The 22,340-nt window shown below is 71.7% G+C and carries 20 protein-coding genes and 1 tRNA gene; 7 read left to right on the top strand and 14 right to left on the bottom strand.

Annotated features, from left to right (window positions below):
* Positions 1-31: 31 nt before the first annotated feature.
* The 4 genes from ACFHWU_RS10530 to mca form a co-directional block, all read right to left on the bottom strand.
* Positions 32-634 (bottom strand): HAD-IA family hydrolase, encoded by a 603-nt coding sequence (locus tag ACFHWU_RS10530; RefSeq protein ID WP_278173904.1) that lies wholly within the window; start codon positions 632-634, stop codon positions 32-34.
* Positions 631-3,162, bottom strand: coding sequence for a putative bifunctional diguanylate cyclase/phosphodiesterase (locus ACFHWU_RS10525; protein ID WP_416590413.1), 2,532 nt, complete (start codon positions 3,160-3,162; stop codon positions 631-633). Before ACFHWU_RS10525 ends, ACFHWU_RS10530 begins: the two co-directional genes overlap by 4 nt.
* Before the next feature lie 327 nt (positions 3,163-3,489).
* The gene (locus ACFHWU_RS10520) at positions 3,490-3,747 is read right to left on the bottom strand and encodes a hypothetical protein (RefSeq protein ID WP_416556027.1); all 258 of its coding nucleotides are present in this window, start codon (positions 3,745-3,747) and stop codon (positions 3,490-3,492) included.
* A 51-nt stretch (positions 3,748-3,798) separates the two neighbouring features.
* Positions 3,799-4,683 (bottom strand): mycothiol conjugate amidase Mca, encoded by an 885-nt coding sequence (gene mca / locus ACFHWU_RS10515; RefSeq protein WP_416556025.1) that lies wholly within the window; start codon positions 4,681-4,683, stop codon positions 3,799-3,801.
* A gap of 128 nt (positions 4,684-4,811) precedes the next feature.
* Here mca and ACFHWU_RS10510 point away from each other — a divergent pair, with 128 nt between their 5' ends.
* On the top strand, positions 4,812-5,246 hold the full coding sequence (locus ACFHWU_RS10510) for a DUF4307 domain-containing protein (protein ID WP_416556023.1): 435 nt from the start codon (positions 4,812-4,814) through the stop codon (positions 5,244-5,246).
* A gap of 154 nt (positions 5,247-5,400) precedes the next feature.
* A complete protein-coding gene (gene greA, locus ACFHWU_RS10505; protein ID WP_278173899.1) occupies positions 5,401-5,901 on the top strand; it encodes a transcription elongation factor GreA in 501 nt (166 codons plus the stop codon).
* A gap of 27 nt (positions 5,902-5,928) precedes the next feature.
* On the opposite strand, the gene ilvA is transcribed toward greA, so the two are convergent.
* From ilvA to ACFHWU_RS10490, 3 genes are all read right to left on the bottom strand, one after another.
* A complete protein-coding gene (gene ilvA, locus ACFHWU_RS10500) occupies positions 5,929-7,149 on the bottom strand; it encodes a threonine ammonia-lyase (protein ID WP_416556021.1) in 1,221 nt (406 codons plus the stop codon).
* Positions 7,146-8,537: an amidase gene (locus ACFHWU_RS10495; protein ID WP_416556019.1), complete on the bottom strand. Its 1,392-nt coding sequence runs from the start codon at positions 8,535-8,537 to the stop codon at positions 7,146-7,148. Before ACFHWU_RS10495 ends, ilvA begins: the two co-directional genes overlap by 4 nt.
* Positions 8,538-8,654: 117 nt before the next feature.
* Positions 8,655-9,797 carry a cystathionine gamma-synthase gene (locus ACFHWU_RS10490; protein ID WP_416556018.1) on the bottom strand — a complete coding sequence of 381 codons (1,143 nt, stop codon included), beginning with the start codon at positions 9,795-9,797 and terminating at the stop codon, positions 8,655-8,657.
* A gap of 136 nt (positions 9,798-9,933) precedes the next feature.
* On the opposite strand from ACFHWU_RS10490, the gene msrA reads away from it, so the two are divergent.
* The gene (msrA, locus tag ACFHWU_RS10485) at positions 9,934-10,590 is read left to right on the top strand and encodes a peptide-methionine (S)-S-oxide reductase MsrA (protein ID WP_416590391.1); all 657 of its coding nucleotides are present in this window, start codon (positions 9,934-9,936) and stop codon (positions 10,588-10,590) included.
* 45 nt (positions 10,591-10,635) lie between these two features.
* On the opposite strand, the gene ACFHWU_RS10480 is transcribed toward msrA, so the two are convergent.
* On the bottom strand, positions 10,636-11,703 hold the full coding sequence (locus ACFHWU_RS10480; RefSeq protein ID WP_416556016.1) for a helix-turn-helix domain-containing protein: 1,068 nt from the start codon (positions 11,701-11,703) through the stop codon (positions 10,636-10,638).
* Between the two features lie 783 nt (positions 11,704-12,486).
* On the opposite strand from ACFHWU_RS10480, the gene ACFHWU_RS10475 reads away from it, so the two are divergent.
* Positions 12,487-13,041, top strand: coding sequence for a GNAT family N-acetyltransferase (locus tag ACFHWU_RS10475; protein ID WP_416590390.1), 555 nt, complete (start codon positions 12,487-12,489; stop codon positions 13,039-13,041).
* Positions 13,042-13,369: 328 nt separating this feature from the next.
* Here ACFHWU_RS10475 and ACFHWU_RS10470 read toward each other — a convergent pair whose 3' ends face one another.
* Positions 13,370-14,746, bottom strand: coding sequence for a cystathionine beta-synthase (locus tag ACFHWU_RS10470; RefSeq protein ID WP_416590389.1), 1,377 nt, complete (start codon positions 14,744-14,746; stop codon positions 13,370-13,372).
* Between the two features lie 120 nt (positions 14,747-14,866).
* Positions 14,867-15,223, bottom strand: a complete 357-nt coding sequence (locus ACFHWU_RS10465; protein WP_416556109.1) for a YkvA family protein — start codon at positions 15,221-15,223, stop codon at positions 14,867-14,869.
* 246 nt (positions 15,224-15,469) lie between these two features.
* Here ACFHWU_RS10465 and ACFHWU_RS10460 point away from each other — a divergent pair, with 246 nt between their 5' ends.
* Together ACFHWU_RS10460 and ACFHWU_RS10455 are read left to right on the top strand one after the other, a co-directional pair.
* Positions 15,470-16,591 (top strand): SGNH/GDSL hydrolase family protein, encoded by a 1,122-nt coding sequence (locus ACFHWU_RS10460; protein ID WP_416590388.1) that lies wholly within the window; start codon positions 15,470-15,472, stop codon positions 16,589-16,591.
* 68 nt (positions 16,592-16,659) lie between these two features.
* Positions 16,660-17,439, top strand: a complete 780-nt coding sequence (locus ACFHWU_RS10455; RefSeq protein ID WP_416590412.1) for an SGNH/GDSL hydrolase family protein — start codon at positions 16,660-16,662, stop codon at positions 17,437-17,439.
* A 68-nt stretch (positions 17,440-17,507) separates the two neighbouring features.
* Here the strand turns inward: ACFHWU_RS10455 and ACFHWU_RS10450 are convergent, their stop codons facing one another.
* From ACFHWU_RS10450 to ACFHWU_RS10440, 3 genes are all read right to left on the bottom strand, one after another.
* Complete coding sequence (locus ACFHWU_RS10450) at positions 17,508-17,825, bottom strand: hypothetical protein (RefSeq protein ID WP_416556011.1); 318 nt, start codon at positions 17,823-17,825, stop codon at positions 17,508-17,510.
* 68 nt (positions 17,826-17,893) lie between these two features.
* Positions 17,894-18,715, bottom strand: a complete 822-nt coding sequence (locus tag ACFHWU_RS10445) for a Bax inhibitor-1/YccA family protein (RefSeq protein ID WP_278173889.1) — start codon at positions 18,713-18,715, stop codon at positions 17,894-17,896.
* A gap of 143 nt (positions 18,716-18,858) precedes the next feature.
* Positions 18,859-18,939, bottom strand: a tRNA-Leu gene (locus ACFHWU_RS10440).
* A gap of 138 nt (positions 18,940-19,077) precedes the next feature.
* Between ACFHWU_RS10440 and ACFHWU_RS10435 the strand changes: the two genes are divergently transcribed.
* Positions 19,078-20,940, top strand: a complete 1,863-nt coding sequence (locus tag ACFHWU_RS10435) for a hypothetical protein (RefSeq protein WP_416590387.1) — start codon at positions 19,078-19,080, stop codon at positions 20,938-20,940.
* On the opposite strand, the gene ACFHWU_RS10430 is transcribed toward ACFHWU_RS10435, so the two are convergent.
* Complete coding sequence (locus ACFHWU_RS10430) at positions 20,933-22,282, bottom strand: NAD(P)/FAD-dependent oxidoreductase (RefSeq protein WP_416556009.1); 1,350 nt, start codon at positions 22,280-22,282, stop codon at positions 20,933-20,935. The genes ACFHWU_RS10435 and ACFHWU_RS10430 overlap by 8 nt on opposite strands.
* Between the last annotated feature and the right edge of the window lie 58 nt (positions 22,283-22,340).

The following is a 22,340-nucleotide window of genomic DNA, read 5'->3' as shown; positions in this document are numbered from 1 at the left end:
ACGTTCCGACCATAGCCAGTCGGTGGGCGGCTCACCGCCGGGTCGGCACCGGAACGTCCGGGTATCGCAGCGCGGTGAGGCCCGCCTCGGCGGCGGCCTGGACGTTCTCCGGGCGGTCGTCGACGAAGGTGACCCGGTCGGCGGGCGCGCCGAGCCGGTGCAGCAGCGCCGCGAAGATCGCCGGATCGGGTTTGGTCAACGCCAGCCGGCAGCTGAACAGCCGGTGGTGGAACACCGCCGCCCAGTCGGCCGAGTCGATCGCCGTGGCGATGGACTCGGGGGCGTTGGACAGCAGCGCCAGGCCGTGTCCGTCGGCGGCAAGGCCGGTGACGAGTTCGACGGTACGCGGATTCAGCTGCGACCAGCTGGCGATGTCGGCCCGGTCCAGTTCGGCCACGAGCGGATCGTCGGCGGATAGCGGCCGACCGACCACGTGGCTCCAGTAGCGGTCGGCCGGCCAGCCGGCGTCGTAGGCGTCCCGGTGCCGCCAGTACCCCTCGTCGAAGGTGGCCTGCGGTAAACCGGCCAGCTGGGCCATGGCGGCCACTGCGGCCGACGGCTGCGGCAGCGAGATGACCTGACCGTAGTCAAAGACCAGCCAGTCCCGGACGGCACCGCTGGGCCCGCCGGTCACGATGCACCGTCCGCGCGCAGCGGGTAGATCTGGGCCTGCGCGGAGTCCGCCAGGGACCGGAGCACCGCGAGTACCTTGTCGGCGGGCATCGGCTTGAAGAAGTGGTAGCCCTGGGCGGCGGCGCAGCCGAGGGCGGCCAGGGTGGCCCGCTGGTCGGCGGTCTCCACCCCCTCGGCGACCACCCGCAGGCCCATCTCCCGGCCCAGCCGGACGGTGTGTCGCACGATGGCGGCGTCGCGTGGCGAGTCGGCCATCCGGACCACGAAGGACCGGTCGACCTTCAACTCGTCGACGGTGACCCGGGTCAGGAAGGCCAGTGAGGAGAACCCCGTGCCGAAGTCGTCAACGGCGAGCTGGACGCCCATCTCCCGGAGGCTGGCCAGCACCTCGTCAATGATCTCCAGCTCGCTCATCACCACCGTCTCGGTGATCTCCAGCACCAACCGGTGGGCCGGGACCTGGTGGCGGCGCAGCAGCTCGCCGATCTCGGCCGGCAACTGCGGGTCGAGCAGGCTCCGGGCCGAGATGTTGACCGAGATCGGTACGTCGATGCCGTGCGCCGCCCACTCGGCGGCGGCCGACAATGCCCGGTCGACGACGTACCGGGTGAACGGGGCGAGCAGTTCACTGCCCTCGACCGCTCTGACGAAGTGGACCGGGGTGAGCCGGCCGCGTCGCGGATGCCGCCACCGGATCAGCGCCTCCACCCCGGTCGGCCCGCCGGTGGCGAGGTCGACCGCCGGTTGCAGGGCCAGCTCGAGCTGGTCGTCGACGTCCAGCGCGGCGCGCAGTTCGGCCAGCAGTGCCAACTGGTCGGTGTTGGCGGCGTCCTTCGCGCTGTCGTAGCCGGCGACGCTACCGCCGATCGTCTTCGCCTGGCTCATCGCGATGTTCGCCCGGCGGAGCAGTTCGTTGATGTCGGCGGTGCCGGCACCGGCGACCACCACGCCGAGTGCGCCTTCGACCGACATCCGCACGCCGGCGACCTCGGTCGGCTCGGCCAGCATCGCGATTAACTCGCGGGCCCGGCGCATCGCCACCCCGGTCGGCGAGGTCCGCTCGACGCAACCGGCCGCCGCCGGGCTCAGCGAGGTCAGGAGCAGGGCGAACTCGTCGTTGCCGAGCCGGCCGAGGAGCTCGCCGGGGCGGAGTCGGTTGCTGAGCCGCCGGGCGGCGGACTGCAGCAGCTCGTCACCGGCGGCGTTGCCCAGGGTGTCGTTGACCTCTTTGAAGCCCTTGATGTCGAGCAGCAGCAGAGCGACCGGATGATCGTGCTCCAGCCGGTGCAGAGCGGCGTCCCCCTTGGTGAGCAGCGCTGCCCGGTTGAGCAGCTCGGTCACCGGATCGTGCATCGACCGGTGCATGGTCCGGTCGGTGAGGTGGCGCAGTGCCCGCTCGGTCGCCGCGTCGTGCAGGGCTGCGGCGAGCGCGTCACCGAAGGCGGAGAGCGCGGCGCGGTCCCGGGACCTCGGCATGGTGCTGGCCGGCAGGTGGATCCGCAGTTCACCGACGCCGGTCCGGCCGACCGTGAGCGGGTGGACGAGCATCTGGTCGGTTGCGGCGTCCGCGACGTCCTCTGCCGCCGCGACGGGGTCGACGGGATCGGCCGGCGGCTCCGACCGGCGCAGCCCGCCGGCGGCGTCGCCGACGTAGCGCCACAGCCTGCCGTCGACCTGCCGGACGTCGATCTCGACCCGCTCGGCACCGAACAGGGCCAGCCCGCCGGCGACTCCGGCGCCGACGACGGCCGGCTCGTCGAGCTGGTTGAGCGCCCGGGTCGCCCGGGCGAACTCCTGCCAGGCCCGACGCTCGTCCTCGATCCGCAACCGGTGGCCGTAGGTCTGCTGTAGCAGCCACAGCACCGGGGGCAGCAGCAGCAGCCAGCGCGGATCGTGACCGAGCATCCCGACCGTGACCAGCCCGACCAGGACGTTGCCGACGAACATCAGCAGCTTGTTGCGCAGCGCGTGCAGCAGGGTGGCACCGAACGGCCGACCGTGCCGCAGTGACAGGGCGACCGTGGCGAGGACCGCGGTGATCAGCAGATAGACCAGCCCGCCGAGGAGCATGGCGGCGGCGAGCAGTGGGGTGAGCTGCTGGGCGTACGGGTCGGCGACCGCCCGGGCGGCGACGCCGGCCGCCGCGACGGCGACGGTCAACGACGCGGTGACCCGGAGGATCTCCGGCACGGTACGGGGCTCGGAGAAGATCGACAGCAGGGTCCAGGCGATGCCAACGCCGACTGCGGCGGCGGCCGGCAGCCAGCCGGCCGGGAGGACGTAGAGCCCGACGATGAGGGCGGCCTCGCCCCAGGTGAAGCTGACCGTGCCGGTCCCGATGCGGAACCGCAGTCGGGCGAGTTGCGCGACGCCGAGCAGCGCCGCGACGATCGCGAATCCGGCCGGGGGCGGGAGCGCCGACGTCTGCGGGGCCGACCCGGTGAGCAGCCCGATGGCGATGGTGGCGACGGCGGCCACCAGAACGGCGACGGTGAAGACGGGCAGCCGCCACCGGCCCCCGCCGTCCAGGGTTTCGATCGTCGCCTGGTGCGCGGTCGCAGCCGGTTCCGTCCGCGCCGGCGTCACGGATCACTCCCGGTGACCGCCGGGCCGTGGACCGACGCCCGGCGCGGACGACCGACCATGATGAGCATCCCTCGCGTCCGTTCCGTACGACCAGGGACGACAGTTGTGCGATCCATGGTCGCCCCTTTCCGCGCGCGGTCGGAGGAACTGAAGGTCCCCGGCGGAAGGCTAAGCCAAAGCCGATTCCGGCAACAGGGGCCACTGGGCCGGTTTACCGGCGGAGGCCCGCTGGAGGGGAGAAAAGTCCCTGGTGAGAGCGCACGTAAGCGCTTACAAAGGGGATCCGGGACGCGAGTCGCCTTCTGTCGGATCAAGGACATTGCGTTCCGCCGCCGCCGACCCGCTGCCCGGCGCCGCGTCGTCGAACCGCTCGGGCAGCCGACGCAGCCGGGAGTTCATGTTCCTGATCAGAAACACCGTCGCGGCGGCGAGCACCAGGAGCAGGAACAGCCCCATCGGCCCGGCCAGACCACCACTGCGGGTGTCCCCGAAGTTGTTCACCGCCAGGACATGGACAGCACTCAGCACGATCGGACCCCTCTGCGTCGCTGACGTCGACTACACGTTACGCCCGGCGGATCAGGAGTGGCCGAGCCCCTCGCGAATCCCGGCAAACAGGTCGGATTCCGGCTTTGGGCTATCGACGAACGACCGGACCAACTCGAAATCCTCGGTCGGCCAGGCCTGCCGCTGCACCTCCATCGGCACCTGGAACCAGAAGCCGTCCGGATCGACCTGGGTGGCGTGCGCGCGCAACGCGTCATCGCGAACCGGGAAGTAGTCGGCGCAGTCGACCCGGGTGGTGATCCGGTCGCCCTTGTCCGGGCGCCCCTCCCACCGGTCCATCCACTCCTGGTACGGCGACTCCCGACCGATCGCGAGCATCCCCTCGTGCAGCGCGAGAATCCGCGCCCTGGTGAAGCTCATGCAGTAGTACAGCTTCAACGGCTGCCACGGCTCACCACCGACACCCGGGTATCGCGCCGGGTCACCGGCCGCCTCGAACGCGGCGACGCTCACCCGGTTGCACATGATGTGGTCCGGGTGCGGATAACCGCCGTCCTCGTCGTAGGTGGTCACCACGTGCGGACGGAACTCCCGCATCAACCGCACCAACGGCCCGGCTGCCTCCTCCATCGGCTCCAGGGCGAAACACCCGTCCGGCAGCGGCGGCAGCGGATCACCCTCGGGCAGACCCGAGTCGACGAAGCCCAGCCAGGCCTGCTCGACACCGAGGATCGCCCGGGCGGCGTCCATCTCGGCCCGGCGGATCTCGGCGATGTTCTCCCACACGTCCGGCCGGTCGAGTTTCGGGTTCAGCACACTGCCCCGCTCCCCGCCGGTGCAGGTGACCACCAGCACCTGGGCACCCTCCGCGACGTACCGGGCCATCGTCGCGGCACCCTTGCTGGACTCGTCGTCAGGATGGGCGTGCACCGCCATCAGACGCAGTTGCTCAGCCAACGAAAACGCTCCCTCATCCCATGCCTGACATCCCCTGCCGGCGGCGTCCGGGCCCGGCTGCGACAATGGGGCCCGTCAACCATTCTCGCCGACCCCACCGACACGTCCGCCAAGGAGTTCCGTCCCGGGTGACCGACACGTCCGCCACAACCGCCCCGACCGCCGTCATGTTCCCACCCGGGCGGTACGGACGGCGACGCGCGCCCCGAGCGCGCCGGCCGTGGCTCGTCGCGCTGCTCACGGCGGTGGCGGTGCTGGTCGGGACGGCGATCGCCGGCCGGCTCTACACGCTCTACGGCGATCCGCTGCACCAGCCCGAGGTGATCACCTACACCGAGGCCACCGAGGACGGGATCACCATCGACTTCGCCGTCACGGTGCCCCCCGGCGGTGCGACGACGTGCCTGGTCAGGGCCCGGTCGCGGGACGGGGCGGAGGTGGGCCGGTCCGAGGTGACCGTCCGGGCCGAACCGGGCGAACGACAAGTCCGCACCACGTACCGGCTGGCCACCGAACGAGTCGCGTTCCTGGGCGAGGTGCCACGTTGCCGACCCGCCGACTGACCAGCCGACCGTGACCCTCGCCACACCCGCCGATACGGGTGGCGATCCGGCGGCCGGCACACCCGAGCCGTTGCAACCCCGGCACCTCGGTGCGGAACGCTGGTACGTTGGTAGTTCGACCTCGACCGCCCGCAAGCCCACAAGGAGATCGTCTGTGTCCACGACCGACCGCGAGGCGCCCACCACCTGGCTGTCCCAGGACGCTTACGACCGGCTCCAGGCCGAGCTCAACGAGCTGATCGCCGGACGGACGGCGATGGCCGCCGAGATCAATGCCCGTCGGGAGGAAGGCGACCTGCGGGAGAACGGCGGCTATCATGCCGCCCGCGAGGAGCAGGGCAAGCAGGAGGCCCGGATCCGCTACCTGCAGGAGCTGCTGCGTACCGCCAAGGTCGGCGAGGCACCGGACGCGGACAGCGTCGCGCCCGGCACGGTCGTCACGATCCACTTTGACGACGACCCCGCCGACACCGAGACCTTCCTGCTCGGCTCCCGGGAGATCTCCTCGACGACCGAGCTGACCGTCTACAGCCCGGAGTCCGCGCTCGGCCAGGCCATCCTGGGCAGTCGACAGGGTCAGACGGTGACCTACACCGCGCCGAGCGGCGCGGACATCAAGGTCACTGTCGACAAGTTCGAGCCCTTCGCCGGCTGAGTTTGCGGCCGCTACAGCGGCGGTGGGTCAGTCAGCGGCGGCGAACGTTACCTGGTAGCCGCGATCACGGAGCACCTCGACCAGCTCGGTCGAGTGCTCCGGGCCGCGGGTCTCCACCGACAGGCCGACCTGGACCTCACCCAACCGCAGATGCGGGTTGCGCCGCTGATGATCGACGTCTACCACGTTCGCCCGCTGCTCGGCGATCAGCGCCAGCAGCGCGGCCAGCTCACCGGGCCGATCGCCGCACCGTACGGTGAACCGCAGGTACCGGCCGGCGGCGGCCAGGCCGTACTCGATCACCCGCAACAGCAGCAACGGATCGATGTTGCCGCCGGAGAGCACCGCGACCGTCGGGGTGGCCGGCCGCACCGCGCCGGACAACAGCGCTGCCACCGCGGCCGAGCCGGCCGGTTCGACCACCTGCTTGCCCCGCTCCAGCAGCATCAGCAGCGCCCGCGACAGGTCCTCCTCGGAGACCGTCACGATCTCGTCGACCAACTTGCTGACATGCGCGAACGTCAGGTCACCGGGGCGTCCCACGGCGATGCCGTCGGCGATCGTACGGTAGTCGGCCAACCGCACCGGGGCACCGGCGGCCAGCGACGGTGGGTACGCGGCCGCGCTGTCCGCCTGCACACCGATCACCCGTACGTCCGGGCGCAGTGCCTTGACCACCACCGCGATCCCGGAGATCAACCCGCCGCCACCCACCGAAGTGACGATGGTGGTGACCTCCGGGCACTGCTCCAGGATCTCCAGCGCGACGGTGCCCTGGCCGGCGACGACGTCCGGATGGTCGAACGGGTGGATCAGCACCGCACCGGTCCGGTCGGCGAACTCCCGGGCCGCCTCCAGCGCCTCGTCCACGGTGGTGCCGGCGAACTCGACCTCGGCACCGTACCCTCTGGTCGCGGTGACCTTCGGCAACGGAGCGCCGGTCGGCATGAACACCGTCGCGCCGATGTCCAGCAGCCCGGCGGCGAGCGCCACGCCCTGGGCGTGGTTGCCGGCGCTGGCCGCGACCACCCCGCGCCGACGCTGCCGCTCGGTCAGCCGGGAGATCCGCAGGTACGCGCCGCGTACCTTGTAGGAGCCAGCCCGCTGCAGGTTCTCGCACTTCAACCAGACCGGCCCGCCGAGCAGGGCGGTCAACGGGCGGGACGGCTCCAGCGGAGTCACCCGTACCACGTCCGACAAAACGTCCCGGGCGGCGAGGACGTCCGGCAGTCCGACCAGTTCCGTCATACCGGGCTGTCCACTCTCGGCCACGACGGGGCGTGCCGGGGCCACGACGCCATCATCTCCAGCTGGCCGGCCACCGCTAGCAGCAGCAGCTCCGAGCCGGGCGGCCCGACCAGCTGGACCCCGACCGGCAAGCCGTCCGGGCGCAGCCCGGCCGGCGCCACCAACGCGGGCAGTCCGGCCATGTTCCACGGCGCGGCGTACGGGGCGTACCGAACACAGCTCCACATGTTCGCCGTCCAGGACCGGCGCGCCCAGCTGGTCGCGGCCGGCGGGGTACTGGCCAGCGCCGGCGTCAGCAGCACGTCGGCGCGCTGGTCGGTGAAGAACCCGGTCATCCGGTCCCGCCAGGCGGTGCGGTCGGCTTCCCGGACGCACCCGCGCCGTTGTGCCCACCGGCCGAGCGCGACGTGCCGACGGGTCCGTGGTTGCAGTTCCCGGCCGCCGGCCCGGCCGGCGGCGGCGTCCTCGGCCGCGGCGGCGAACCAGGTGGCCAGTCCCCGCAGCCCCAGCGAGGCCGGATAGTGCAGCGCGGTGCCGACCACGTCGTGCCCGGCCTCGGTGAGCCGGCGCGACGTCGCCGCCACCGCGTCCCGGTTGGCCGCATCTGCCCGCAGCCCGGCCACCGGCGAGGTGAGCGAGACCGCCACCCGCAGCCGGCCCGGCTGGACAAGCTTCTCCGGTCGCCGGCCAGCGAGCACCGCGAAGCCGGTCGCGGCGTCCGCCACACAGGTCGTCAGGATGCCGTGCTCGGTGAGGCCGAACCAGTCCTCGGTGCCGAGCTGTCGCGGAACCACGTCGCGGCCCGGTTTGAGCCCGAGCAGACCGCAGCAGGCAGCCGGGATCCGGATCGAGCCGAATCCGTCGTTGCCGTGTGCGATCGGCACCATGCCGCTGGCCACCGCGGCCGCCGCGCCACCGGAGGAACCGCCCGGGGTACGCGACAGCTGCCAGGGGTTGCGGCTAATTGCCGTGGCGTCGTCGGTGGTCGCCCAGAGCCCGAGCTCCGGCATCCGGGTGACCCCGACGACGACCGCGCCGGCACCGCGCATCCGGCGGACGATCTCGTGGTCGTGTTCGGCGACCGGGGTCCGCGCGGCGGCCGATCCGCGCCAGGTCGGCAGCCCGGCGACCGGGGTGTTCTCCTTGATGGCCACCGGTACCCCGGCCAGCGGCAGGTTCGCCAGGTCCTCCTGTTCATCGACCTTCTCCGCTTCGACGATGGCCTCGCCGCCACGGACCGCTCGGAAGGCGGACAGCTCCGGGTCGGCCCGGGCGATGTAGTCGAGATGGTCGGCAACGACCCGGGTCGCCGAGGTGTCACCCCGGCGAACGGCCCGGGCGATCTGCCGGGCGGTGGTCCCGACCCAGGTCGGTACGATGTCGTGCACGGCACCTCCAGGCAGCCGGTACGCGGTTCGCGTCGCTGTGCGGACCCGTCGCCGGACCCGCCCGGGTGTCGGGCCGGCCCGGAGTGGGCCCGCCCGTCGGATCTCGCCGACGGATCCTCAGCCGAGCGCCTGATCCAGGTCGGCCAGCAGGTCGTCCACGGTTTCGATTCCGACAGACAGTCGCACGAGATCGCCGGGGACTTCAAGAGGCGAGCCGGCGGCGCTAGCGTGGGTCATCCGTCCAGGATGTTCGATCAACGATTCGACCCCGCCGAGCGATTCGGCGAGTACGAACAGTCGGGCCCGGTTGCAGATTCGCACCGCTTCCGCCTCACCACCGGCCGCCCGGAACGAGACCATCCCACCGAACCGGCGCATCTGCTTGGCCGCCGTCTCGTGACCGGGGTGGTCGCGTTGTCCGGGGTAGAGCACCTGGCGTACCGCCGGGTGGTGGTCGAGGAATTCGACGATCCGCTCGGCGTTGTCGCAGTGCCGTTCCATCCGTACGCCCAGGGTCTTGATTCCGCGCAGGGTAAGCCAGGCGTCGAAGGGTCCGTTGACCGCGCCCATGGCGTTCTGGTGGAAGGCCAGCTCGGCGGCGAGTTCCGGATCGTCGGTGACCAACGCGCCGCCGACCACGTCGGAGTGTCCACCGAGATACTTGGTGGTGGAGTGGACCACCACGTCGGCGCCGAGCGCCAGCGGCTGCTGCAGGTATGGCGAGGCGAAGGTGTTGTCCACCACGAGCCGCGCCGCGACGTCACGGGCCAGGGCGGCCAGCCCGGCGATATCGGCGATGCCGAGCAGCGGATTCGTCGGGGTCTCCGCCCAGATCATCCGGGTACGGCCGGGTTGTACCGCTGCCCGGACCGCGTCGACGTCGGAGATCCGCGCGGCGGTCCAGGTCAGTCCCCAACGCTCGGCGACCTTGGCGAACAGCCGGAACGTGCCGCCGTACGCGTCATCCGGGATGATCGCGTGATCGCCGGGCCGGCAGACGGTGCGCAGCAGCGTGTCCTCAGCCGCCAGACCGCTGGCGAAGGCGAGCCCGACCCGGCCACCCTCGATCGCGGCCAGGCATTCCTGCAGCGCGTCCCGGGTCGGGTTGGCCGACCGGCTGTACTCGTACCCGGCCCGGGGCGCGCCCACCTCGTCCTGAGCGTACGTGCTGGTCTGGTAGATCGGCGGCACGACCGCTCCGGTCCGGGCCTCCGGCTCCTGCCCGGCGTGGATGGCGACCGTGTCGAACCCGTATGTCATGGCACGAGGCTAGGCCATCGGTCCGAGCGCCACCGCCGGTGGGACGGATGCCCGCCTGACCTGCGGGTACCCCGACGGGAACGAGCCGGCCCCCGCCGGTGTTGTCCGAGAGGCCACGAACGAGAGGAGTCGCACGGTGTTCCTGCGACCGATGAAAGCGAATCTGCCTGAACCTGGGCAGGCCCTGCCCGGCCGGGACCGGCCGATACCGGTGGCGGACCGGCACGCCGTGCTCGGTACGCCGCTGACCGGCCCGTGGCCGGCCGGTACCCGGGTGGCGGTCTTCGGGATGGGCTGCTTCTGGGGGGCCGAACGGCTGTTCTGGCGACTGCCCGGGGTCGTGTCGACCTCGGTCGGGTACGCCGGCGGCGAGACGCCGAATCCCACGTACGAGGAGGTGTGCTCCGGCGGGACGGGGCACGCCGAGGTCGTTCAGGTGGTTTACGACCCGGCCCGGATCGGCTACGCCGACCTGCTGAAGGTGTTCTGGGAGAACCACGACCCGACGCAGGGCATGCGCCAGGGCAACGACGTCGGTACGCAGTACCGGTCGACGATCTACACCACCGACGCCGAGCAGGCGACCGAGGCCGCCGATTCCCGGACGGCGTTCGCTCCGGTGGTGGCCGCGGCCGGCCGGGACGGGATCACCACCGAGATCCGGCCGCTGGGCGAGTACTACTACGCCGAGGATCACCACCAGCAGTACCTGCACAAGAATATCGGCGGCTACTGCAACCACGGGCCGAACGGGATGACCTGCCCGGTGGGCGTCGCCCGGAGCGCCGACTGACAAGCCGACCGTCGCCGATACTGAACCGGAGCCGGCCGTCGCCGATCAGGCGGCGGCCCGCTCCACCTCCCGCAGCATCAACCGCAGCGACTGGCTGTGCTTGGCCGGTGGCAGACTCGCCAGTGCCGATCGGGCGTGCCGCAGCCCTTCGACGCGGTCGCCCGACTTGACCAGCATCAGCCCACGGTGCAGCTCGATGTGGGTGGCGAACCGGGCCAGGCTGGTCGGCCGGGTCCGGTCCGCCCACTCCTGGGCGTCGACCGCGGCCGAGTCGCCGAGGCGGGAGAGCAGCATGCTGGTGAAGATCGCCATCCGCCACTCGGGCACGGCGAAGTCGGAGATCTGCTCGGCGGAACCGGTCAGGTCGAAGACCCGGCGGGCCTCGTCCAGGTGCGTCAATGCGCTGATCCGGTCGCCACGGACGCCGGCGACGTGCGCCTTGGCCATCAACGCGTTGAGCCGCCCGAGCGATGGTCGATCGGTCAACGCGAGGGCCTGATCGGCCAGGTCCTGCGCGGCCGTGAGGGCAGCGCCCTCGTAGCCGAGGGCCAGCGCGGCGCGGCCCCGGACCCAGACTTGCACGGTCCGGTCGCCGCTGCGATCCGCGCTGACCGCGGCAAGTCGGTACCACCGGACTGCTTCCTGCGCCATCCCGGTGGTCTTGCCGTAGACGCTGAGGAAGCGGGCGGCCAGCCCCCACATCACCGGAGTGCCGAGCTGCTGTTGCAGCACGACGAGGTCACTGGCGATCCGGTCCTGCAGCTCACCGGCGCCTACCGACATGTAGTCCCGGCCGAGATTGGCGGCCCGTTCCTGCCATTGGTCCTCGGCCGCCGGGTCACCGAGCGCAGCCGTGAAGCCGCAGTGGATGAGTTCGGAGACGGCTGCCGGTGCCACCACTGCGGCGGCGAGTCCGGTGATCAGACCCCGACGTTGCATATGGTCCCCCAAGACCTGTTCGTAGGCGGTCACCACATCGGCCGTCGCTGTCCGCCGCCCAGCCTCGACGTTCGACAGATGACCCTTGCTGAAGTGGCTCAGCGCGGCCATTTTCGCCAGGCTGACACCAGCGGATTCCCGGGCCTTCCTCAGGGTCTCACCCATGTCACTCATATTCCGCCTGCCCACCTGTATTGAAGACCTGCTGAAAACTCAGCCGCGCTTTTCCTGACCTTCGACTGCCCCTGACGCTCTTGACCAGAGGCCGCGGGGATGGCGCGTGGACGCGTTGGACCGAACCTACCCCGATTCGGCGTAACAACCCGCCGACCTCGCGGCCCATCGACCAGCATGCCAGCGACGGACCACCATGTACACCAACGTTCTAGGGGTAGGTACACCACCCGGAAAAGACGATGGCAGATGTCGGCCGTGCTGGACAAGTCCGAGCAGACTTCATCCGATCTCCAGTGGCACGATACCCGAGGCCAGACAAGACTAAGACCATAATCAATCATTATCATTAACCACTCAAAGTAATGGCAAGGTAACCATTTGTCACCTTCGGGTGGTGGGCCAGCCGGGTGCGACCGACCGCCGGTTCCACCGACTGGACTGGCCCGCGAGCCGCGCCGCCGGGGCGACGCCGCAGCCCCGGCCGGGCGGGTCCACGCCGTCGCCCCGGCGGCGGAAAAATCGTTGCCGGCGGCTGTAGCGGCCGGCTAGCGTGGCCGTACACGGGAAAGGAGGTGGTCCAGCGTTGTATAGCTATAGGACTCGTGAGGTGGCTGCCCGCTAGCCGCTGTCCTTGACAGCTCCGATCGTCGAGACCGTGTGGCAGCGGTGCGGCGAATCCACGACAGCCACCCGACCCCCGGGGTGCCGGCCCAGTCCAGCCGGCCCGCGTCAAAGACGCGGAAGCCCCGGGGGTCGTTCCATGCCGGTAGGCTCGGTCGGGTGGCGGTCACCCTGCGCACGGCCATCCTCGACGACATCGCCCCGGTCGGTCACCTGCACCACCGGTCCCGGCTCAGTGCGTACCAGGGCATCGTGCCGAACGCCGCGCTGGAGACCTACGGCGCTGACGTCACGGCGCGGTGGTGGGTCGAGCGGTGGAGCCACGAACGTGACACGCACCGCCTGACCGTCGCCGAACACCAGGGGCTGCTGATCGGGTTCACCTACGTCGGCCCGCACGAGGACGGCGAGCCGGCCACCGGTGAGCTGTACGCGATCCACGTCGATCCCGGGCACCAGGGCCGCGGCGTCGGCCGGGCGTTGATCCGCGACGCGCTCGACAAGATGCGCGAACGCCGGTGTCGCCGCGCGGTGCTCTGGGTGTACGCAGCCAACCACCGGGCCCGAGACTTCTACGAAGCGGGTGGCTGGCGCGCGGACGAGGTCGGCCGGGACGGCTGGCTCGGGCCGGTGCCGACTCCGCAACTGCGCTACGCGCGCGACCTCACGGTCGCCGCAGCTGGGCCGACGACACCGGCCGCTGCACCGGGCTGACCGCCGCGCCGCGCACCGGGCTGACGGCCGGGCGAGAGTACGGGACCGCTGCTGCGGGGGTTCCGTCCAGCCCCGCACTCTCGCCCGGCACTGCCCGCCCTAACCGGGGGAAAACGCCTGGCCGAAGGCGCTCAACCGGCGGAGGCGTGCCGGTTGATCGGCGTGGGCGGGCAACAGTGCGGGACCCCGGGATGCTGGCGGGCGCCCAGGGTCACCGCGGTGGTGAAGCATTATGGTCGCCTGCCTCGGTGGCGAACCGTGCCGGGGCAGCGCTTCCATGACCCTAGTCAACCCCAGCTACCAGCGATCAACCGGACACACTGTGCGACTATCGACCGGACTTTCCCAGATGTGCCAGCAGGTCCTGACGGGTAATCACCCCACGCGGTTTGCCGTCGACCAGCACCAGGGCGGCGTCGGTGCCGGCCAGCAGCGCCACCGCCTCGCGTACCGGCTGGCCACCGCCCACCATGGGCAGCGGCTGCGCCGTGTGCCGCTCGATCATGTCGTGCAGCTGCGCCTTGCCGCTGAACAGCGCGTCCAGCAGATCCCGTTCGGCGATCGACCCGGCCACCTCGCCGGTCACCACCGGCGGCTCCGCCTTGAGCACCGGCAGCTGTGAGATGCCGTACTCGCGCATGTAGTCGACCGCGTCGCGGATCGTCTCGGTCGGGTGCACGTGCACCAGCTCCGGCAGGCCGCCCGGCTTCGCCGCCAGCACATCACCGACGGTCGGTTCAGCCGCCTCGACCCCCAGGAACCCGTACCTGGCCATCCACTCGTCGTTGAAGATCTTCGACAGGTAGCCACGTCCGCCGTCCGGCAGCAGCACCACCACCACGTCGTCCGGCCCGGCCCGGCGGGCCACCCGCAGCGCCGCCGCGACGGCCATCCCGCACGAGCCACCGACCAGCAACCCTTCCTCCCGGGCAAGTCGGCGGGTCAACTCGAACGACTCCTGGTCGGAGACCTCCACGATTTCGTCACAGATCGACCGGTCGTAGGTCTGCGGCCAGAAGTCCTCCCCCACCCCTTCGACCAGGTACGGCCGCCCTGATCCGCCGGAGTAGACCGAGCCTTCCGGGTCGGCGCCGACCACCCGCACCGCGCCGCCGGACACCTCCTTCAGGTAGCGGCCCACCCCGGAGATCGTCCCTCCGGTGCCCACCCCAGCGACGAAATGGGTGATCCGCCCCTCGGTCTGTGTCCACAGCTCCGGCCCGGTGCCCTCGTAGTGCGACTGCGGATTCGCCGGATTCGCGTACTGATCCGGCTTCCACGCGCCGGGGATCTCCGCCGCCAGTCGGTCGGACACCTGGTAGTACGAGCGGGGATCCTCCGGCGCGACCGCCGTCGGGCAGACGACCACCTCGGCACCGTACGCCCGGAGCACGTTCTGCTTGTCCTCGCTGACCTTGTCGGGGCAGACGAAGACACACGAATAGCCGCGCAGCTGCGCGACCAGCGCCAGACCGACGCCGGTGTTTCCACTGGTCGGCTCGACGATCGTGCCACCGGGCCGGAGCAGCCCGGCCTGTTCGGCGGCCTCGACCATCCGCAGCGCGATCCGGTCCTTCACCGAGCCGCCCGGGTTGAAGTACTCGACCTTGGCCAGCACCGTCGCGGAGATCCCCGCACTGACGTTGCGCAGCCGCACCAGCGGGGTGTCGCCGATGAGATCGACAACGCTGTCGTGGTAACGCACCTCGTTGTGCCCTTCTACTGACGCCGGCGAGGCGCCATCGTCGGGTTGAGGTCGTCAGCCGACAACAGCCCGCTGCCGGCGGTGGAGTATGTCGGGGTCAGCCTACTGGTGCACGGCCGGTCAGCCGACCACCTGACCGGGCACCACCGACTCGCGCCGGGCCTCCCAGTCCAGGAACCGTTCGGTCTCGGCAAGCACGCTGCCAGCGAGCCAGGTCACCACGAGCGCGTCGTCGACGATGCCGAGCATCAGCAGCATCGCCTCCGGCACCAGGTCGAACGGGGACGCGACGTAGGCCACGGCAGCGGTCATCAACGCCAGCCGCAGGCCGCCGTCGTAGTCGCCGCGCATCGTGGCCCGGATCATCCGGGGCAGCGCCGCCAACCGCCGCCCCAGTGAGGGACCACCGCGGGCGCCTGCGGTCAGTGCCCGCCCCAGCGCCGCGAACGCCGCCGCCCGCTTGAGTGTCCTGGCCATCGCGGCCACCTCCTCGTCACCGGGCCTGCCGGATGTGTGTGTGCCCACCGGCCGCCGACCGTACCCCGGTCGTCGACCCGTGGCGCCCTGCCCTCCATGATGCCCGGGATCGGCAACTGTCGCCGGACACGCGTCCCCAGGCCGGTGGACCCCGGCCAGAATCGGGCTGAGCCCGAAACCGCGGGCCGAGATAATCTCGAAGGACCGAGCACGACGGCAGCAGCGAGTCGCAGTCGGGGGGGCGCGATGGGCACGGGTGGCGCGGGGAAACGCCCGACCGACTGGACCGTGGCGACGCGGGCCCTCCGGCTGGTGGCGTTCGGAGCCGGTGCCGCCGCGGCGGCCGCGGTGGCCACCGCCGGCACCCTCTACGGGCAGGCGAAGCAGGCCCGGCGGATCATCCCGCTGGCCGAGGCACCGCCGCCGCGCGGCGACGGGGTGTACGGTTCCCGGCTGCCCGGGCCGCCGCTGACCCTGGTGGTGCTCGGCGACTCGTCGGCCGCCGGCTACGGCGTGCACCGCCCCCGGGAGACCCCCGGCGCGCTGCTGGCCACCGGCATCTCCCGCCGGCAGCGGCGACCGGTCCGGCTGCACCGGCTGGCGGTGGTGGGTGCCCGGTCGGTCGGCCTGGTCCCGCAGGTGGAGGCGGCGCTGGAGCTACGGCCGGACCTCGCGGTCATCCTGATCGGCGGCAACGACGTCACCCACCGCACTCCGCCGGAGGTCGCGGTCGGGCACCTCGTCGACGCGGTACGGCAACTGCGCGCGGCCGGGGCCGAGGTGGTCGTCGGCACCTGCCCGGATCTGGGCGCGATCAAGCCGATCAAACCGCCACTGCGCTGGCTGGCCCGTCGGTGGAGCCGACAACTCGCCGCAGCGCAGACCGTCGCGGTGGTCGAGGCGGGCGGCTGGACGGTCTCCCTCGGCGACCTGCTCGGTCCACGGTTCGCCGCCGAACCGGGCCGGCTCTACTCCTGGGACCGGTTCCACCCCTCGGCCGAGGGGTACGCCATGGCCGCCGCCGTCCTGCTGCCGGCGGCACTCGGCGCGCTCGGTGCCAGCACCGCCTCGCGTGGTGGCGTCGCCGGCCGGGAGAAGGTGCGGACGCTGCCCCAGGCCGCGCACGAGGCCGTCCGCCACGCCGGCACCGAGGTCCGCGGCACCCGGGTGGCCGGCCGGGAACGCGGTCCGGCCGGCCGCTGGGCCCGGCTGCGGCGTAGGCCGAGATTCGCCGGCCGATCCTGGCAGACCGCCGCGCTCAACTGGTTGTTCGGTCCGCCGGGCGGCGATCGGGACGGCGACCACCGCAAGTCGGCCGTATCCTCCGATCAGCGGGTGGGCCTGTCCACCGCCGGACCGCAGGACTGATCCGTGCGCGACCGCAACCGTACCGACGGAAGGTGACCGCCGTGACGTCGAGAAAAATCGCTGTACGGATGGGCCAGGTCACCGCCGCCGCGCTCGTCGCCGGTGCGGTGGGCAGCGCCACGCTGCTGGTCGGGGAGGCGGTGCTGGCCCGTCACCGCCGGTACGCCCAGCCGGAGCTGGGCCTGGTCGTCCGGGTGGCGCTCGGTCCGGCCGGCGGGGCGCCGTTGCGGCTGGTGCTGCTCGGCGACTCGGTGACCCTCGGAGTGGGGGTGGACCGGGTGGCCGACACGGTCGGTGGCCAGCTGGCCCGGCTGCTCGCCGAGCACGAGGGCGGATCGGCGGTCGCCGGACGCCGGGTCCTGCTGTCCAGCGTCGGGGTGGCCGGCTCCCGCTCACGGGACCTGGCCACCCAGGTCGCCCGGGCGCTGCTGGGCGAACGGCCGGACGTCGCGGTCGTTCTGATCGGCACCAACGACGCGGCCGCGCTGCGTCGGCCCGGCGAGTCGGCGGTTCATCTCGCCGCAGCGGTACGCCGGCTACGTAGCGCCGGTACGGAGGTGGTGGTCGGCACCTGCCCGGATCTCGGCGCAGCCCGGGCGATCGCGCCGCCGCTGCGTCAGCTCGCCGGGCTGCTCGGGCGGCGGACCGCCCAGGCCCAGGCCCGCGCCGGCCGGGACGCCGGCGCCAGGGTGGTCGACCTGGCCGGCGAAACCGGGGCGGTGTTCCGGGCCGACCCCAACACCTACTGCCACGACGGCTACCACCCGTCGGCCGACGGCTACCGGATCTGGGCGCACGCGCTACTTCCGGCGGTACTCGCGGCGGCGAACACCGCCCCGCACCGCTGACCCACCGCGGACCACTGCCGTGCCGGCCTGGGTCAGGCGTCGGTCGACGGGCCGTTGCCGGTGGCGGGTCAGAGCGTTTCGAGCCGGCCGCGCAGCCGCTGCGCCGCAGCCGCCGCCGATTCGAGCACCGCGAGGTCAGGTGCCGCCCGCATCAGGTCGGCGGCGACCACCCGCAGCTGGTCGGGCAGCGCGGTGTCCCGGCTCAGCCGGGGTACCTGCCGGCCGGGCCGCCCTTCGGCAGCCGCGCCCAGGTCGGCAAGGTACTGCACCAGGTCGTGGAACTCGTCCGCTCGGTGGCCGTCACCCGCCGCCCATCGGGGCTGTTCCCAGTGGGCCACCTGCCGGACCAGGAGGTCGACCAGGCGGGTCAGATGCGCTGCGGCCACCGCCACAGTTTAGTGCCCGCGATGACGGCCGCGCCGCGCCGACAGTGCGGCGCGGCGCGGACGGACGGTCAGTCGTCGCCCTGCAAGAAGCTGAGCAGGCGCAGGATCTCGATGTAGAGCCAGATCAGGCTGACCAGAATGCCGAACGCCGCGGTCCAGGAGTAGCGCTGCGGCAGGCCGAGCCGGACGCCCTCCTCGACCTCGTGGAAGCTCAACACGAAGCTCAGCGAGGCGACCACGATGCAGATGAGGCTGAAGATGATGGCGACCGGACCGCCGCTACGCAGCCCGGTGTCGACGCCGAAGAGCGACAACACCAGATTGATCATCATGACCGCGAAGACACCGACCATCGCGGCGATCAGGCCACGGGTGAACTTCGGGGTGGCCCGGATGACCTTCATCTTGTAGAGGGCGGCCATCAGGAAGAAGACGCCGAAGGTGGCTACCACCGCCTGCAGGACGATGCCCTGGTAGCCGGCAACCACCTCGAAGAACTTGCTGACCAGGCCGACGAAGACACCCTCGACGACGGCGTAGGTGACCACCAGCGCCGGGTTCGCGACCCGGGAGAACGAGATGACCAGCCCCAGCACCAGACCGACGATCGCGGCGCCGATCCAGGCGCCGAACAGCAGCGAGTCGGGGACCAGGATCCAGGCCGCCGCCGCCGACAGCCCGGTGATGCCGAGCAGGGTGACGGTCTTGACGACGACGTCGTCGACCGTCATCGGCGCGACGGTCGGCGGCGCGGCCGGGTAGCCGGCCTGCGTCGGATATGGCTGCCCGGTGCCGGGCTGCCCGTAGGGACCGGCAGGGGCGTACCCGGTGGCCCGCTCCCGCTCGGCCGCCTGGCCGAGCCGGGCCAGGACCGGGTTGGATGTCTTCACTGTCCAGCCTCCCTCAGGGGGTTGTCACACGATGGTGTGAGGTCAAGGGTAGACGGCTCGATCGACGCTGTGCAGGACCGCCGGTCACAGGCGGACTCCGGCCGCTGGCGCTGGGCCCCGAACGGCGCCAGGGGACACCGAGGTACCCGGGGCGGGAATCGAACCCGCACGCTTTTCAGCAGCCGCTTTTAAGGCAGCCGTGTCTGCCATTCCACCACCCGGGCCGGCGGGTCGGCCGGGCTGCGCCCGGTCGGACCGATCGCCGACACGCCACGCGTTGGTACGCGACGGCAGATGTCACGGTAGCGGGTCGTGCCCAGCCGGACGCAGCCCGGCCGGCCCACGGCACTAGGGTGCGAACCGTGAGCCGCTCAGCAACCGCAGCGCAGGACACCGGCCCCGTTCCGCCCCGGCCCGGCGGACCATCGACGGTTGGCTCCCGGTGGTCCCGGATCGCCGCGGCGGCTCGCGGACACCGGGTGGACGCCGTGGTGTGCCTGTTCTTCGTCCTGTTCGCCGGCGTGCTGACCCACCGGCTCTGGCCCGCGCCCGGTGCCCACCTGCTGGCCTTCAACCCGGAGGACCAGACCCTGTACGAGTGGTTCCTGGCCAGCGACGCGCGGGTCCTGTTCGGCGACTTCGGTCTGCTCAGCGACCGGTTGAACGCCCCGGACGGGGTGAATCTGATGGCCAACACGACGGTCATCGCGCTCGGCTTCCTGATGGCCCCGGTCACCGTGCTCTTCGGCGCACCGGTGAGCTTCGCGCTGCTGGTCGCCGGCAACCTGGCCGCCAGCGCGATCGCGTTCTACTTCCTGTTCTCCCGGCCCCTCGGCGCTCGCCGGCTGGCCGCCGCTACCGGCGGCGCGTTCTGCGGGTTCGCCCCCGGGATGGTCTCGCAGAGCAACAGCCACCTGCACATGACCGCGCTGTGGCTGATCCCGGTCATGATGTGGCTGCTCATCCGGATCATGCGGGCCGCCGATCCGACCGGCTCGACACCCGACGGGCGGATCCTCGGGCCGGCCGGCCGGCCCGACCGCCGCCGGATCGTCACCTCCGGCGGCTGGCTCGGGGTGGTCGTCGCGGTCCAGGTGTTCGTCGGCGAGGAGGTACTCTTCCTCACCGCGGTCACGCTGATCATCATGGCGGCGGCGTTCGCCGCGACCGCACCCCGGTACGTGTGGCGGATCCTGCCGAACTTCGTCGCCGGGATGCTGGTCGCCGTGGCCGTCGGCGTGGTGCTGCTCGGGTACCCGCTGTGGTTCCAGTTCGCCGGGCCGCAGAGCGTCTCCGACGGCGTGTTCGACCCGGCGTACTTCTCGGCCGATCTGGCCAGCTGGCCGGCGGTGTCCGAGCTGTCGGTGGCCGGTTCGGCGGCCGCCGCCGAGCTGACCACCGGACCGGCTGAGTACAACACCTTCCTCGGCTGGCCGCTGCTGCTGGTCACGGCCGCCGCCACCACCTGGTTGATCCGGCGGCCGGTGGTCGTCGCCTGCGCCGCCGGGACGCTGCTGATGGCGGGGCTCTCACTCGGTCCACGGATCGTCGTCGACGGCGCCAAGACCGGCGTACCGGGGCCGTACGCCCTGCTCGACGGGATGCCGGTGGTGGACGGCGCGCTGCCGATGCGGTTCGCCCTCGCGGTGATCCCATTGATCGCCGTCATCCTGACCCTCGCCGTCGACCGGGCGTTGCGGCTCGGCTGGCGACCGGCCCGGCTGGCCGTCCCAGCCGTCGTCGCGGTGGCGCTGCTCCCGGTCGTGCCGGCCCCGCTGCCGGCGATGGACCGCGACCCGTTGCCGGAGTTCATCGTCGGCGGCCACTGGCGGAGCTGCGTACCGTCCGGCGGCGTGCTGGTGCCGGTGCCGCCCGCCACCCCGCCGCAGCCGTGGCCGATGGCCTGGGCCACCGCGACGACGATCGACTTCGGCATGCCGGAAGGGTTCTTCATCGGCCCGTACGCCCCGGGTGGCGACGCCTCGATGGGCACGTTCAAGCTGCCGACGTCGAAGATCCTCGCCGAGGTGGCCCGGACCGGCGAGGTGCCGGAAATCACCGACGAGGAACGTGCCCGGTCCCGTCGTGACCTGACCCGTTGGGGTGCCGACTGCGTGGTGCTGATGGACGGCACCACGCACGCCGCCGAGCTGCGGCAGACCACCGAGGACCTGCTCGGGCCGGGCCAGCGGGTGGCCGACGCCTGGACCTGGCCGGTCAGCTGACCCGGGCCGGCGCGGCACCTGGCTGGTTGAGCTGCGGGGTCGCCCCGAGGAACTCCTCACGCGGGTCGTGCAGTTGCCCGAGCGCCACCACCTCACGCTTGAGCACCAGCGCGAGTGTCCAGTCAACGATCACCCGCACCTTACGGTTCAGCGACGGGATCCGGCTCATGTGGTACGTACGGTGCATGAACCAGGCCGGCAGCCCGGTCATCTTGATCCCGTACACCTGGGCGACGCCCTTGTGCAGGCCGAGACTGGCCACGCTGCCGGCGTGCTTGTGCCGGTACTCGACCGGCTGCCGCCCACGGACCACCGCCAGGATGTTGTCGGCCATCGTCCGGGCCTGGCGCACCGCGTGCTGGGCGCTCGGCGAGCAGTACGCCCCGGGCGGACCGGTCAGGTCCGGCACCGCGGCGCAGTCACCGGCGCTCCACGCCCCGTTGACCGTCCGGTCGCCGTCGACGACCTGCAGCGTCGGCCGGCAGCTGATCCGCCGCCGCTCGTCGCGGGGCAGATCGGTGGCGTCGAGCATCGGAGACGGCTTCACCCCGGCCGTCCAGACGATCGTGTCGGCCGGGAAGCTGTCGCCGTCGGAGAGCCGCACCAGCCCGTCGACGCAGGACTCCAGCCGGGTGTCCAACCGGATGTCCATCCCCCGCTTGACCAGCTGCTGCACCGTGTAGGCGCCCATGTCCCGGTCGACCTCGGGCAGCACCCGCTGGGTCGCCTCGACCAGCACCCAGCGCATGTCCGTCGGCTTCAGCTCGGGGTAGTAGCGCAGCGCGTCCCGGGCCATGTCCTCCATCTCGGCAAGCGCCTCGATGCCGGCGTAGCCGCCGCCGACGAAGACGAACGTCAACGCGGTCCGGCGGACCTGTTCGTCGGCGGTGGCCGCCGCCACGTCGAGCCGTTCCAGGACGTGGTTGCGCAGGTAGATCGCCTCGCCGATGGTCTTGAACCCGATGCCGTGCTCCCGCAGGCCGGGGATCGGCAGGGTACGGGACACCGAACCGGGGGCGACGATCACATGGTCGTAGCCGATCTCCCGGGGCGGACCGACGATGGGTTGCACCTCGGCGACCTTACGGGCGTGTTCGATCCTGGTCACCGCCCCGGCGATCACGTGGCAGCGGCGCAGTTCCCGGCGCAGCGGCACGACGGAATGTCGGGGTGAGATGTTGCCGGCCGCCGCCTCCGGCAGGAACGGCTGGTAGGTCATGTGCGGCTGCGGGTCGACCACGATCACCTCGACCTCGCCCCGGCGCATCTTGCGGGACAGGCGCAGGGCGGCGTAAAGACCGACATGCCCGGCACCGACGACAAGAATCCGTTGCCTGTTCACATAGCCCATCTTCCTCCCGGTTGCCTCTTGACGCCGCCTCGAAAGCCAGATATGTGAC

The organism is Micromonospora sp. LOL_015, assembly GCF_048060275.1.
Taxonomy (GTDB): Bacteria; Actinomycetota; Actinomycetes; order Mycobacteriales; family Micromonosporaceae; genus Micromonospora_E.
The sequence above is the reverse complement of the archived record's forward strand: the minus strand, read 5'-3'. Positions and strand labels throughout refer to the sequence as shown.